Source organism: Alteromonas sp. 5NS40-0096 (assembly GCF_057544385.1).
Genome location: NZ_BAAJLQ010000003.1, coordinates 23611 through 37798 on the forward strand (window position 1 = coordinate 23611; position 14188 = coordinate 37798).

At 46.0% G+C, this 14188-nt stretch carries 16 protein-coding genes; 5 read left to right on the forward strand and 11 right to left on the reverse strand.

Going from position 1 to position 14188, the window contains the following annotated elements; genetic code table 11:
* Positions 1-124 precede the first annotated feature (124 nt).
* From AC27G9_RS10065 to AC27G9_RS10075, 3 genes are read left to right on the forward strand one after another with little or no spacing between them, the layout of a single operon-like run.
* Positions 125-1744 (forward strand): methyl-accepting chemotaxis protein, encoded by a 1620-nt coding sequence (locus tag AC27G9_RS10065; protein WP_487073718.1) that lies wholly within the window; start codon positions 125-127, stop codon positions 1742-1744.
* A gap of 23 nt (positions 1745-1767) precedes the next feature.
* The gene (locus tag AC27G9_RS10070; protein WP_487073720.1) at positions 1768-2925 is read left to right on the forward strand and encodes a porin; all 1158 of its coding nucleotides are present in this window, start codon (positions 1768-1770) and stop codon (positions 2923-2925) included.
* A gap of 11 nt (positions 2926-2936) precedes the next feature.
* The gene (locus tag AC27G9_RS10075; RefSeq protein ID WP_487073722.1) at positions 2937-3359 is read left to right on the forward strand and encodes a phosphate ABC transporter substrate-binding protein; all 423 of its coding nucleotides are present in this window, start codon (positions 2937-2939) and stop codon (positions 3357-3359) included.
* Between the two features lie 39 nt (positions 3360-3398).
* Here AC27G9_RS10075 and AC27G9_RS10080 read toward each other — a convergent pair whose 3' ends face one another.
* The 9 genes from AC27G9_RS10080 to AC27G9_RS10120 all read right to left on the reverse strand — a co-directional run bounded on the left by AC27G9_RS10080 (position 3399) and on the right by AC27G9_RS10120 (position 10939).
* The gene (locus tag AC27G9_RS10080) at positions 3399-4388 is read right to left on the reverse strand and encodes a Gfo/Idh/MocA family protein (RefSeq protein ID WP_487073724.1); all 990 of its coding nucleotides are present in this window, start codon (positions 4386-4388) and stop codon (positions 3399-3401) included.
* Positions 4385-4696, reverse strand: a complete 312-nt coding sequence (locus AC27G9_RS10085) for a putative quinol monooxygenase (protein WP_487073726.1) — start codon at positions 4694-4696, stop codon at positions 4385-4387. The genes AC27G9_RS10080 and AC27G9_RS10085 overlap by 4 nt, the downstream gene beginning before the upstream one ends.
* A 9-nt stretch (positions 4697-4705) precedes the next feature.
* Positions 4706-5587 carry a LysR family transcriptional regulator gene (locus AC27G9_RS10090; protein ID WP_487073728.1) on the reverse strand — a complete coding sequence of 294 codons (882 nt, stop codon included), beginning with the start codon at positions 5585-5587 and terminating at the stop codon, positions 4706-4708.
* Between the two features lie 131 nt (positions 5588-5718).
* The gene (locus AC27G9_RS10095) at positions 5719-6504 is read right to left on the reverse strand and encodes a class II glutamine amidotransferase (protein WP_487073730.1); all 786 of its coding nucleotides are present in this window, start codon (positions 6502-6504) and stop codon (positions 5719-5721) included.
* Between the two features lie 43 nt (positions 6505-6547).
* Positions 6548-7363 carry a substrate-binding periplasmic protein gene (locus AC27G9_RS10100; RefSeq protein ID WP_487073732.1) on the reverse strand — a complete coding sequence of 272 codons (816 nt, stop codon included), beginning with the start codon at positions 7361-7363 and terminating at the stop codon, positions 6548-6550.
* Positions 7364-7503: 140 nt separating this feature from the next.
* Positions 7504-8109, reverse strand: coding sequence for a nitroreductase family protein (locus AC27G9_RS10105; protein ID WP_487073734.1), 606 nt, complete (start codon positions 8107-8109; stop codon positions 7504-7506).
* 24 nt (positions 8110-8133) lie between these two features.
* The gene (locus tag AC27G9_RS10110) at positions 8134-9027 is read right to left on the reverse strand and encodes a DMT family transporter (protein ID WP_487073736.1); all 894 of its coding nucleotides are present in this window, start codon (positions 9025-9027) and stop codon (positions 8134-8136) included.
* Between the two features lie 138 nt (positions 9028-9165).
* Positions 9166-10065, reverse strand: a complete 900-nt coding sequence (locus AC27G9_RS10115) for a LysR family transcriptional regulator (protein WP_487073738.1) — start codon at positions 10063-10065, stop codon at positions 9166-9168.
* 49 nt (positions 10066-10114) lie between these two features.
* Entirely contained in the window at positions 10115-10939 is an 825-nt protein-coding gene (locus tag AC27G9_RS10120) for a mechanosensitive ion channel family protein (RefSeq protein ID WP_487073740.1), read from the reverse strand.
* A 120-nt stretch (positions 10940-11059) separates the two neighbouring features.
* On the opposite strand from AC27G9_RS10120, the gene AC27G9_RS10125 reads away from it, so the two are divergent.
* Both AC27G9_RS10125 and AC27G9_RS10130 read left to right on the forward strand, forming a co-directional pair.
* Positions 11060-11548: an RNA polymerase sigma factor gene (locus AC27G9_RS10125; protein WP_487073742.1), complete on the forward strand. Its 489-nt coding sequence runs from the start codon at positions 11060-11062 to the stop codon at positions 11546-11548.
* 1 nt (position 11549) lies between these two features.
* Positions 11550-12206 carry a hypothetical protein gene (locus AC27G9_RS10130; RefSeq protein ID WP_487073744.1) on the forward strand — a complete coding sequence of 219 codons (657 nt, stop codon included), beginning with the start codon at positions 11550-11552 and terminating at the stop codon, positions 12204-12206.
* A gap of 19 nt (positions 12207-12225) precedes the next feature.
* On the opposite strand, the gene AC27G9_RS10135 is transcribed toward AC27G9_RS10130, so the two are convergent.
* Together AC27G9_RS10135 and AC27G9_RS10140 are read right to left on the reverse strand one after the other, a co-directional pair.
* Complete coding sequence (locus AC27G9_RS10135) at positions 12226-13470, reverse strand: ABC transporter permease (RefSeq protein WP_487073746.1); 1245 nt, start codon at positions 13468-13470, stop codon at positions 12226-12228.
* Positions 13467-14153 (reverse strand): ABC transporter ATP-binding protein, encoded by a 687-nt coding sequence (locus tag AC27G9_RS10140; RefSeq protein WP_487073748.1) that lies wholly within the window; start codon positions 14151-14153, stop codon positions 13467-13469. Before AC27G9_RS10140 ends, AC27G9_RS10135 begins: the two co-directional genes overlap by 4 nt.
* Between the last annotated feature and the right edge of the window lie 35 nt (positions 14154-14188).

The following is a 14188-nucleotide window of genomic DNA, read 5'->3' on the forward strand; positions in this document are numbered from 1 at the left end:
AAAATACAACAGGTCAGATGAGTTGGCCTCAAAAATGACAAATCCAATATTTGATTGCCTCTAAAACAGGGTGGGGCTGTAAATAACATTAATGCTTGCGTCATGGATGGCCTAGGAGACCTGAATGGTTTTTTTTAAGAACTTATCAATAGCACACAAGATTTGGTTAATTCCCTTGGTAGGGATCATAGGTTTACTGAGCTACTTGACCATTACGATAACCGAGATCAATGGCACAGTTGCGACGCTCAATGATGCGCAATCTAAGCAGTTTCCGTTGTTACAAATTGCTGAAAAAAACCTAATTCGATTGGAAAAAATCAAAGAAACGCTGGGTAACGCAGTCGCGAGTGCAGAAGAAGAAATGCTAGACGAAGCGGAATCGTTAGCGTTGGAGTTACGTGGTGACTTAAACCAAATACGCCAGACCGATCGCACCACAATTGAAGATGTGGAGACTATTCGACAACAGTTCAATACGTATTTTCAATCTTCTTTTAGCCTATCTAGAGAAATGGTTGACGAGACGGTGGACTTCTCAACGGTGGGGGCAAGAAGTCAGGCGATGTCGGAACAACTCGCAGCAGTCGAAAGCTCTTTAAAGCAGTTTCAACAGAAGCAGATGCAGGCTTTCACTGCGGCGTTTGAGGGCGCGAGAAGCTCAGCAAGTAGTTTGTCTATTATCGGTATTGTCGTAGCTCTCGTTACCGTAGTTGCGTTACTGGCTGTAGCGATCCCTGTCAGCATGACTATCAGTAATAGTTTGAAGGACGTGATTCGCTCATTGAAAAACATTGCGAGTGAAGACGGTGATTTAACAATTCGATTGTCCACCAATAGTTCAGACGAAATAGGTGACCTAGTACATTGGTTCAACAGTTTCATCGAAAAGTTGCAGTCCGTTATCAAGCAAATCGTCGACTCCGTTTTACCATTGGCTGAACAAGCCAGCAGTGTTAATCGACTTTCGACAGATATCCACGAAATTATGCAGCGGCAGATTCAAAATGCACAGCAGTCGAAAATGTCTGTTGATGAAATGAGTGACAGCGTAGCGTCAATTGCACAAAACGCAGCGGAAGCCGCAAGCGCCGCCAAGCTCGCCGATGGTGAAGCGCAAAAAGGCTTTACGGTTGTCAATTCAACGGTCGACAGTATTCAAACGCTGTCGGAAAGTATGCAAACCGCTGCTGCGGTAGTCACGCAGTTACAAGAAGATACCAACAAGGTAAATGTGGTACTGGAAGTGATTCGTGGCATCGCCGAACAGACAAACTTATTGGCACTTAATGCCGCTATTGAAGCGGCTCGTGCCGGTGAGCAAGGCCGCGGGTTTGCGGTAGTTGCGGACGAGGTAAGAAGCCTCGCCAGCCGAACACAGGAATCAACGGAAGAAATTAACGCCATGCTCGAGCAGCTGCAAAGTGCTGCGAGTGCTGCGGTAGAAACAATGGATGCGAGCAAGTCTTCGGTAATCACTACTGTAGATGAAGCAAATCAAGCGGGAAGTAGCCTGCAAAAAATCACCGAAACGGTGAATTCAATCAATGCAATGAACGAGCAAATCGCGGTAGCCACAGAACAACAACAAACCGTTTCACATCTGATGGTTGGGCATGTAGATAACATCCAAACTCAGACAGATGAAACCGCGGCATCGTCAACGCAATTGGCCGGTGTAGCTGAGAACCTCAATCAGCTTGCCAGCAGTCTTGAGCAAATTGCTCGTTCGTTTCGTGTTTAACACAAAAAACTTTGGAGACACACATGGCCAAAAAGGCTTTTACATGCGCAATTGCCTGTAGTGCATTACTCAGCGCGTCTGCTTTAGCAGAAATCAATTTTAACGGCTTCGCTACGTTAGCGGGTGGTATGACGACGGATGATGAAGATACGTTACACAACTACGATGGCGACTTCAGCTTTAGCCCAGATTCCTTGTTTGGACTGCAGGCCAATGCAGATCTTGGCGATGGGTTAAGCGTTGTAGGACAGCTAATCGCGAGAGGGGAAGATGATTGGAACCTTGAGCTAGAGTGGGGATATGTAGGGTATGAACTTACAGACACCGTTAAGTTGTTGGCTGGTCGTCAGCGCGCACCGTTTTTCGTGTATTCTGACTTCCTAGATGTCGGTTATGCATACCACTGGGTTGCGCCACCTGAGAGCGTTTACTCTTTACCGTTCAGTTCTATTGATGGAGTAAGTGTGCTTTACACTGACTACTTCGGAGACTGGGAAAGCATCATTCAGCTGAGCTACGGCAGTAACAATCAGGATGCGACGATCAGCGGCCAAGAAGTCAGTACTGAGGCAGATAGCTTCTTTACCGCCGCGCTAACAATGAATTACGACTGGTTATCACTCAGAGCGGGTTATGCGCGTGCTGATATCACCTTTGACATAGCAGATTTCGACAATCTTGCTGGTGCGTGGGCCAATGCTGGCTTCGCCGATCGCGCGGCTGACATAGTCGTGGAAGACGATACTGGTACCTTCTTAGGTTTTGGTGCGACGGTCGATTATGAAAAAGTGCTATTGATCGCGGAATACACGGTTGTTGAACCCGGTGACAACTTGTTGGCGGAAGAGCAGAAGTCTTGGTATTTGTCTGCAGGCTACCGTTTAGACGACGAAATCATGGTGCATGCGACGATAGGGGCTGACGAAGATGAACCCAATACATTGGCGATTGACGGTTTGCCCGTTCCGGCTTTTCCTCCTGTTGATGCATTCGGTACCCTCTATCACACGACGGCTGGTGCAGCAGAAGGGTTTAGAACTGACTCAACATTTTGGCAAGTTGGTGTGAGATATGATTTTCACCCTGCTGCGGTATTCAAGCTTGAATACAAACAAGAAGATGACGACATCACAAACAATGATGTTGGTTTAGTTCGCTTCGCAGTTTCAACGGTTTTCTGAGGTAGATGGCAATGTTAAATAACACTTTTGTACGTTTGTTAATATTGACGATAACCTTACTGTTCGCTCACTCTAGCGTTGCAGGTATTGCGGTTATTGTGAATCCGGCCGTCAGTGACTCTCCGAGTAAATCAGATATTGCTAAGCTGTTTTTGGGCAAGAAAAAGAAATTTGGTGGGGCTAAAGCGGCGCCATTAAATCAGCCTGAAGCGAGTGACATCACTGCCATGTTCAATGAACAAGTGATTGGTAAGTCGAATAGTCAGCTAAAATCATACTGGTCAAAATTGATTTTTACTGGCAAAGGTACGCCGCCAAAAGAACTTGGCTCAGATGCCGAAGTGAAGGCTGAAGTGGCAGCCAACCCGAACGCGATTGGATACATCGACGAATCGAGTGTGGATGATTCGGTAAAAGTCATTTTAACGCTATAAATATGATGAGTGAAAAAAGGAGAGCTTGGCTCTCCTTTTTTATTGGATGATGCGCATCTGTGAAGCCCAATCCTCAAGTTGTTTCATCACTGACAAACTGTGCTCATAGGTGGGCAGTGGTGCGGCAAACTCGTAACAACTCGTGTTTAACGCTTGGTGTACATGCTCAACTTGATAATCAAACCCATCACCAAGGGCGCCGACTTCAATTCGCTGGGGCGTTTGTTCATAGACTGAAACGTTGATCACATTGTTGTGAGTTGGCAACCAAGGATTGGTTTCAAACTCGATAAATCCCTGTTCAAATAACAGCGCAAAACTGGCGCGTAAGCCATAGTCTTCTGCGCAGTGCAACGTGATGTTGTGGCCTTGAGCACTACTGAAAACGCCTGTGGTTTCGACGATATTACCATCATCGCCTTTGCGGCCAATCGCGTTTAGCAGCTCGATGTTTGATGTATCTACCCCCGCGGCTGACAGTGCGCTGATTGCCAAAGACATTGGATAACAACCTAAATTAAAGAGGACACCTTTGCCTGCTGGATTCGTGAATGCGGAAATGGCTGCGCAATAACTCCCTTGAATACTCTTTAGTTTGCCCATTGTGGACTGTTTGATAACCTCATGAAGCTTAGCAATCAGTGGATGATGCAAATACATTAAGCCTTCAGCAAAAAACACATTCGACTCTCTCACTACTCCAATCGCCCTGTTGGCAGACGCTACGTCGATTGACAATGACTTTTCACACAGAACGGCTTTGCCTGCATTGGCAGCTTTGATTACCCATTCCACATGTAAGTGATTGGGGAGTGCAATATACACAATATCGACTTCGGGGTTATCAATAACAGACTGATAATCCAAGTAAACATGAGAGACACAGTGTTTTTCGGCAAATTGGCGTAAGGGGGCTTGTGAGCGCCCCGCAACAGCAACCACATTGCCGTCGTTATTTTGAGTAATCGCGTTCGCCATTACCTCGGAGATAAAGCTGGTACCTAATATGCCCCATTTAAATGTTTTCACTTGACCCCCAACGCAATAGAAGATTGAGCAGAGAAGTCCAAGGTACAAATATCGGCTTCGATAAAGCTTTGAGTATGTGGGGCTTTAAAATGAGCAGAAATAGCGGTTTCGTCAGCGTATTGCTCCCATAAAATGAAAGACCGAGCAGATTTGATTTCACGACTTGCGAATGCGAACAAACAACCAGGTTCAGTCATCATTGCCGCACAAAAGTCTTGGATAGTTTTTATTCCGTTTTCCAGTTCTATATGGTCATGGAGTGAAAGTTTGGCGGTTACTAAGATACCGTCAGGTCGTAATTCAAACATAGCTGATGTTTACTCTGGTTGGGTAAAAAATGTTTTGAAGGATTCAGCAAGTGGGTGGTGTAAGTCTTTGCGCCAAACCAAATGTAAGTCGTGAATCAAAGGAGAGCCCTCAATCGGTAGTGTGCGTAAACGTTGGGAGGGCAACGGTGCATGAGTCAGTGTCAAACAAACACCTTGCCCAATACCCACAAGAGTATATTGCGCTTGCAAACCAGTGGCTTGCGCACTGCTCAAAACAGGCTTTGCACCAACCTGGTTAAGGCTGTCTACCACGTACCGATGGAATCCAGGGTTGTCTTCTTTGGCTAATAAAATGAGTTCATTATTCGTAAAATCTGCCAGCGCAAAGTGGTGTTGGGTGGCACAAGAATTATCCGACGATACGCAAATTTGAAGCGCCGTTTTCTCGATACAAATCGATACTAAATTTGCTGATTCGAAAGGAAACGGCTTAGCGATAAAACCAAAATGGATTTCGCCTTGCTCAATACTTTGTACCATATCTGCTGCCATCATTTCCTTTGCTATGAACCCTTTTGGGTTGTCATGAGAAAACGCTCGGAGGCCTTCGGTTACAGGAGCAAACATATGGTAGTCAGGCAAGCCGATAAGCAAAGAATGAGACTCGCCCAACATTCGCGTTTCGTTAACAATAGCGTTGAGCTCGCGGCGAAGGTCATTCGCCTTGGTGTAAAAGTGTTGCCCTGCGGCCGTGAGCGTCGTTTTGCCTTGGCCTCGCACGAATAATGCGGTTCCTATGATTTCTTCCAGTTGAGCAATTTGCTGACTCAGCGATGGTTGTGAAACGAATAATCTGGCTGCCGCTTTACTGAAACTTTCAGCGTCGGCGATGGCGACAAAGTAGTCGAGGTGTCGACGTTGTATTTTCATGGCTGCCCCAATGGTTGACTATTGATAGCATAGCATTTGGGCTTTTGATGAGACCAATAAGTTATCCCTATTGTCTTATAGTCTTAACCAATGGGATGCGACACTCGTCGACTCTAGCTGTATTTTGCCTATTACGGCAACACCTTTTGAGACTGGATTTCTCCGTTTTTGAACAAGACAAATTCCCCAGGTTCCATCTTCTGCCATGTTTCATCATTGGTTAACGGGCGCGTAGCAACAACGGTGACAATGTCGTTGGGTGTCGTTTCTTTGTCGAAGTCGATTATCCAATCAGAATCAATTAAAGTCGCTTTACCAAAAGGCGCTCTGCGCGTAATCCAAGTTAAGTTATTTGAGCAAAACGCCAAGACATAAACTCCGTCGGTAAGTAGCATATTGAACACGCCAAACTGACGAAGCTCATTGGCCAGTGTGGCAACATAACGAAATGCACTGGCCATCGATGTCGGTTTCTTTGGATAGCGTTCTACTAATTTCTCGAGGATCCAGCAAAATGCCAACTCGCTGTCTGTGGTACCCACGGGGAGTTGATGCGACACGTTAAGCGCAGATTTGTATTGGCTGAGTTGTCCATTGTGCGCATATGTCCAATGCCGCCCCCACAGTGGGCGAATAAATGGGTGGGTGTTTTCGAGTTTAATACCACCGCGATTTGCCTGACGAATATGGCTGATAACCGCCTGGGATTTCATGGGGTAACGCTTAACGAGATTGGCTATTTCCGATTCGCAGCTAGGTAAAGAATCTTTGAAACTGCGACATCCTTTACCTTCGTAAAACGAAATGCCCCAGCCGTCTTTGTGAGGCCCGGTTCGGCCGCCTCTTTCGAGTAACCCTGAAAAACTAAAACAGATATCGGTAGGCACGTTTGCTGACATGCCAAGTAACTCACACAATCTCTCATTCCTCGAAAAAACGATTATGGGGTTACGGTAGCAATTATTCGCCGAAAAATCTCAATTCTTGCGCCAATGAAATCGCGTTTATCTGCCAGCGCGCCATGAGTGCATCATAATATTCAGAATCAACGGCATTGGTTAGCGCTTTTTGCAATCGCTCGGCAGTGGGTTGAGGGGTGTCTTTACTGGTGATGGCGTATACGCGAATCAGATTTTTCTCTTTAAACTGAAACACACCTTTTACTGAATTGGGGTCCACGCCTGCATACTCGGCTTCAAATAAAGCCAGGTTCTTTGTTGAAAAGACATAATCGACACGGCCTGTTTTTAGTAAATTCCACATCTGCTGTGTGCTGGTGACTTCGACCACTTTAAGCTGGCTTTTCAACTCAGGACTGAGCACAGCCAAGGGATAACCCCTTACAACGCCTAACGTGTATTTAGTTAAATCCTGCGGTGTTTCAATGACGATGTCGCGGCGCTGCTTTAATGCAACGGCCATGTAGGTGTCGGTGTAAATCGGTGTTAGCCAGCGATATTGGCTTTCTCGGTTGGCGTGACGACCAACGGATAGCATCACAACATTTTTGTGTTGTTTGACGGTCTTTAACGCGCGAGCGAAGGGCTGCTCGACTATGTTGTATGAGATACCTGCTTTTGTAAAGGCGTGCTCAGCTAATTCGTAAAGTGCACCTTTGGGCAGACCATTTTCGTCGAGAAAATGCATAGGGCGCCACTCATCAGCAACGATAGTAATATCGGTGTTTTGTTCATCAGCAATTACGCGGAAAAAACACGAAAGTATTGTGAGTAGGTAGAGCCACGTCCTTGCGCCAACCATTATCTTTAACGGCATAGTTGACCTGCAATTTTTATAACGCGGCAAGTCTATTCATTGTGGCTGCCGATAGCAATGGAGGAAGCGCAATTCACTACGAAAGTAGAAGGTGTAAGCGCTTAACCTCCCAAAAACACTCGCGATCTTATATCAGATACTCAACCGAATTGGTTTTCGATAAGCACTTCATTCAATGGCAGTTGGCCGCCCCTTTGGTGAGCGGGTTGCTCGGCCCTACCCAGTGCAACCATCATGGTTATGACATGACTATCTGGCAATTGAATTAGCTTAGCGACTTTTTGCGGGTCAAAGCCCACCATGGGGCAGGTATCTAATCCGAGGCTTTTCGCTTTTAACATCAGTGTTTGTGCGGCAATACCGCAGGAACGCATGGCTTCATCCCGCTGTACAGAGGGTTTGTTGATATAAAAGTCTCGCATCATGGATACTTGCGCCTCGGCTATTGCTAAAGGTGCGTTTTCAAAATATCGCATAGGTTGTGTTTGCCATGCGTTGAGATCCGCACACAAGATAATGAGTTCTGCGGCCATGGAAACTTGAGATTGCCCCCATGCTGCAAGTGTGATGTCGTCTCGAAGCTGGTTATCGGTGACGCGCACAAAGCGCCAATTCTGCATGTTGTACGACGTTGGTGACAAGATAACAGCCTCCATCAATTCATTAAACAACGCATCGTCAATGGGGCCTTCAGGAATAAAGTGTTTTACGGCTCTGCGTTTCTTAATGGCATCTCGTAATAACATGGTTAAATCTCCTTTCGATTCAGATTAAATGGTAGAACGTTGAGTGAGTAACTCGGGTTTAGGCATTACGTGTTGGGTGCGGCTGAAGATGATGGCGCCACATAAGATCAACATGAGCCCTGAAACTTGAGAAATGGAAAGTGGCTCATTGAAGAAAAGTACGCCACACAGTCCGCCGAATAACATAGCAACACTGCCGATTTGACCGACAAAGACCGGTGAGGCTGTCCGTTGTAGTGAAAACAAGAACCACTGCCCCAATGCGGCTACGCCTATTAAAGCGGCGAGTGATATCAGCAGCTGTGGTTGATTGGGCAGAGCACTGAGGTCCTGTGTAAACAGGCCGGGAATCAAAACGGCTGCAGAGCAGAGATTCGTTTGAAAAGCGATGCGAGTGCTGCTTTGGGATACAGGGTAATACATTCCTCTAAATACGTTAGCTGCGCCCACGCTTATCGGAGAAAGCAACAGTATGATTAACCAACTACCATTGACCTGCCACTCGACGTATTGAGACGTTCCCAGATAGATACCGGTGCCACAAGTCAAAGTCAAAACCGCCAGTGTTTTTTGCCAGTGCAATTGGTGCTTATCCATCATTACATTAAGGCAGTAAGTCACAAGTAACGGCAACGCATAGGAGAGCGAAGACAACCCGACACCCACATGTGGAAGTGCTGTTAAAACCAGCATCATTGGCAACGTGTAGCCTAATAGTGAGGAGATGAAAGCATAAGGCCAAAAACGAAACTGAGAGTGGGTGTTATCTGCGACAAAGAGCAAGATGGCACAGCCTGCAGCCTGAAAAAAAGCGATAACGTGAGCTTGCAACCCACCTTCGGCTAAGATGTGAGATAGCGATATACTCGCGGCTAATGCGCCACCTGTTGCCAGCAGCTTTAGATAGTTTGTGCTCATCACTTCTCTCCTCAAATCATTAACGAGGTCATGCTAGTGAATGAGCGAATCAAAAAATAACGAATAAATTTGCTATGAATACGTCGTTTTTTTCATAGGTAACATTTCGACTAATCTAACAATCTGAAATTGCTATATTTATTCTTGGGATGTTTGTGCATGTGTCGAGAGACATTCGTATAAAAAGTGCACCTCTGGGATGGTTGCAAACTTTTCTGCCATGCCCATTTGTAAGTGGACTTGTCGCTCTGCGCCTTGTTTCAAATCGACGCAATGCAACCGACCCTGTTGTATTAACTCAGTGGTTTTGAATTTGGGTAACCAAGCGTAGCCAGCTCCGGACAAGACAAATTCAACGGCTGTCGATAGATGCGAGACGCTGTAGCGTTTGGTTGAGCCTAACCAACCTGAATCTATGTTATCCGGTCCCGAGTCTTGCATGACAATCTGTACATAGTCCGTCAACGTTTCTAGAGATAACTGTTGGATGCGTGCAAGAGGATGCGTGGACGCGCAGACACAGTGTTTTTGCACAGTATCAAAAGGTGAGATAGCTAACCCCGTAGGAAGCCGACTAGCGATACCAATGGCAACCTTACCATTGTCTAATTTGTATTGTGCACCCGACAGCACGGTTTCGTGAATGCGAACGGAGATATCGGGGTAATTCAGACTAAAAGCCGACAATGCCTTTAGCAGCTTTTGCTGATCGACCAAGATATCCACCGCTATAATGATTTCATTGACTTGGCCAAGCTTAAAATTACGACCAAAGTTTTCGACAGTATCGGCTTCGCCTAAAAGGCGTTGAGCTTTTGGCAAAAGAACCTTACCTAATGGCGTAAGCACTAGATTTCGGCCTTGTACTTCAAACAGCTGCTGAGCGAGTTCGCCTTCGATTTTTTTTAGCGAATGACTAATCGCAGACTGCGTTTTGTGTAGGTGCTCAGCCGCTTTTATTGTGCTTCCTTGGGTCGCTACCGCAACAAAAACACGCCACATATCGATACTGATTCGCGAGAACATATCGTGCCTCATTTGTGCCCGCCACAGAGCGATGTCTTTCGCGAATGGCGGCGTTTTGCCATTAAGTCTCTTTTACTATAGACACTTCTCGTTGAGGGAATGGGATGGTAAAGCCATTTGACTGTAGTGTTGCGAAAACCAATTGATTTAACGCATATTTGTTTTGATAGAACGTAGAAGTTGGCACCCAACATCTAAATCCAATATTGATGCTGCTATCTCCGAAGTTATCGATACCGACTTGCGGCTCCCTATCGGGGTCGATCAAACCAGAATCGACAATTGCGGATTTAATTTTCAGCACAGCATCATTGGGGTCATTGCTATACGCAATGCCAACTTCTCCACTCACAAGGGTATTGGCAAAGGAGTTATGTAAAATTTCGCCGACAATATGGCGATTGGGAATGGTGATTTCCTGTTCGTCTTCGTTGGTCAATACTGTCATTCCCAGATGAATGTCCTTTACGACTCCTGTTACACCTTTGACCGATATCGTATGCCCAAGCTTGAAAGGCGAGGTAACAATAATAGTCATACCCGCGCCATAGTTTGACAATAGCCCCTGAAAAGCCAAACCTGCACCGAGTGAGGCAGCACCAATGGCCGCGACAAATGGCGTTACACTGATTCCAACTTTACCGAGGCTGATAACGGCAAACATCACAATAATGATGACCTTGGCTGTGCTGCCAAGAAATTTGCTCAGAGTCTGGTCGATGTTGTTTTTCAGCAATAAGCTGTTGACCAAACTGGCGACTTTTTTGGCTACCCACAGGCCAATGATAAAGATAACCAAAGCACCGACGAGTTGAAAACTGTAGGTGACAAAGAACTCAACTAATATGTTGTAAACCTGCTGAACCTGTTCGATCTCTTGTTCCATGAGTGTCTCTTTGCATCGCGGAAAAATATTATTTAATGCAGTGTGATTTTTATCACAACGTCTGCGAATAATAGAGTATCAACATTCAAGTCATATCAACAACAGGAATGAGAAAACAAAGTGGACTCTAAGCAGGCAGCGTTTGAAAAGGTAATCAATCAGCATATTCGATTGATTTACAAAGTGGCGGGCAACTACTTTTTCGATGATGAAAGTAGGGCTGATGTCGCACAAGAAATCATGCTGCAGCTGTGGCGTTCATTCGACCGATACGATGATCGGTTTGCACCATCAACATGGATTTATAAAGTGGCGCTGAATACGGCCATCAGCTTTGTTCGAAAAGCCTCTTCGCGGCCTAAACTCGAAACCAATATTGATGAAGACGTTTTTGAATTTCAATCAGAGCAAAATCTGTCTAGTGACGGCGACATTGAAACGATAATGAAGTCGCTTAACAAGTTCGAAAGAGCCATCGTACTGTTACATTTGGACGGATTGAATTACGAACAGATTGGAGAGGTGTTGTCGCTCTCGGCAACGAATGTCGGTAGTCGCTTGTCGCGCATTAAGAAAAAGTTAAATCAAACAGTCAGCAGGAGCCATTAATATGGATACCTTTGAGTCATTATCACAAAAGTGGGCGTCACAAGACGCTAAGTTGTCAAAAACATTGAATCTCAATTCTCGTGTCGTAAAGCAACTGGTGCATTCACAAGCGAAGCAAACCGTACAGCCGTTTATTTGGGCAAACGCTATCGCTCTTATGTGCGGTATTGTTTTTACGACTGTGATGGTTCAATTTACCCTGGAATATAGCCAGATAACGCATTTATATCTCAGTGGCATTACCGTGTCATTGTGGTCTGTATTCGTCACCATTACGGCGATAATGTTGCTTGGTAAAGCGGTAAAACTCGATTTTGCAAAACCCGTAGAGCAAGTGCAAAAAGACTTGGCTAACGTTAGGTTATCAGCGTTAGCTTACTTTCGCTTGTCGTTGCTCATCGTGCCGTTTTATCTTGCATTTACGTTAGTCGGTTTTATGGTGTTTTTCGGTGTGGACTTATGGGCTGTAGCATCGGCAAACTGGTTGGTAGCCCAAGGCATATTCTGTGGTTTACTGGCTTTGTTTACCGCAGCACTATTTCGTTTTTTAACCCCCAAGAACATTGAACATCCTGTTGTGAAAAAGCTGTTCGATGGTTTTGGCAATCAGGCTGCAGAGGCCGCTGAGCTTCTATCTGAGCTCAGCGATAAGGAGTAGCAGACGCTGTCGGTCAGGCTCACCGAACGGTTAAGCCTGACTGTAGTGTGGTTCGATAGGCACCTATTGCTGGCATTGCCGCTACCAAAGCGGACAAGCCCAGAACAATGGCCGCCGCGATACCCAGCGTTGGGGTAAAAACACTGGCACTGATAAACACGCCGTAATTTTCGATTAGCCAGTCACTGGATAACCACAGCAAGCCAGAGACCAAGCCGAATGAGCTAGCGATGGCAATAATGGTCAGCATCAATGCCTCTAATTCGATAAGCAGAAATATCGTACTCGGCCCAGCGCCAATTGCCCGCAATACTGCAAGTTCTGCTTTTCGTTCTCGCATAGAGGCAAGCAGCATTGTCGATAAACCAAGTAGAGAAGATACTAAGATCAGTAAAGCGATGACTCTTAGTACATTTTCAACACCTCCCAACACTTGCCACAACTCGGCTAAGGCGACACCGGGTAAAATTGCCGTCATCGGCTCCTTTTTGTCGGTGTTGATGTTGCGTTGTAGCTTAAACGTCGCAAATTTAGATTTGAGCCCGATCAACGCCGACGTCACGGAATCTGGTGTTAGCTTCGGATACTGACCAGATTTGCCCGCTTCCAAAAAATTAGCCAAAGCACTTGGCGGCATGTGGACCGCGTCTAAACCAGCTAGAGGTATGTGAATCGTTTTGTCTACTGGTGTGCCTGTGGGAGCCAGAATACCTGTGATCGTAAATGGCGCCTGATCATGGTTAGTAAAGCTGACCTGTCCCAGCCCATGAGCGATGCTGATACTGTCACCGACCTGATAGTTCAGTGTTTTGGCAACATCATATCCAACAACTGCACCAAATGGAGAGGAGAAAACCTCACCATTTCTCAGTTCGAGAGGTTGTTTGTTACCGTATTTGTAATGTTCGAAATACGGCGGCGTTGTGCCCAACACTCGGTAACCTCGGTGTGAGTCCCCAAGGGAGATAGGTACTACCCATTTGACTAATTTATTGCGCTCGAGCTGCTCCACTGCACGCCAAGAGATGTTAGTTGTTGGCGCGCCGATGCGAAAAACGGTGTACAACAACAAATTTAATTGCCCACTGCGAGCACCAACAATCAAATCTGTGCCAGATAGGGTGCGATTGAAGCTCTCTTTTGCCTGATGCCGAATGTGCTCAACACTGATTAAGACACTGATGCTGACAATGAGCGATAGGAGCGTCAACATAACGGAATGCTTGCGATTGGCTAAACTTTTGGCCGCTAAACGGAAAATCATACGGTCACCTCCGTCGCGCGATTGAGATCATCGATTAACACCAGTGTGTCCAGATACGTCGCCAAGCTCGGGTCGTGACTGACAAAAACCAGCGTGGTTTTCGTGCGATCTACGACTTCCATCAGTAATGTCATAAAAGCGTGACGGGCTTCACTGTCTAATGCTGACGTGGGTTCATCGGCTATCAATATTTCAGGTTGGTTTACTAACGCTCTCGCAATTGCCACTCGTTGTTGTTGACCCACACTCAATTCACTTGCCGAGCGAGACAGTAGCGACGGGTCGAGATGAAGCCTCTCGGTGAGTTCCGTCAATTGTGCGTCACCGGAAAGCTGCACTCCGCCAAAGTATTGAGCAAGCTGAATGTTTTCGCGCACGGTGAGATAGGGGATCAAATTAAACTGTTGAAATACAACACCAATATGCTTTGCCCTGAAAGCATCTCGTTTGCTAGAGCGCAACTGAGAAAAAGGCTGGTCAAGGAGCTGAATCTGGCCATGAGTTGGTGTCAAGGTACCACACAACAAGTTCAGCAGCGTCGTTTTACCAGAGCCCGATGCGCCTTTTAGAAAGACTTTTTCGCCTTTGTGCACTGTCCAGGTGGGAATGTCGAGAGTAGGCTTTGCAGCGGATTTATCGTAGTGAAAAACGAGGTTTTCAATCGAAATAGCAGTTGAGCTCATAAGAAATACTGTAGGCTTGGTAGAATGGCGTTGAA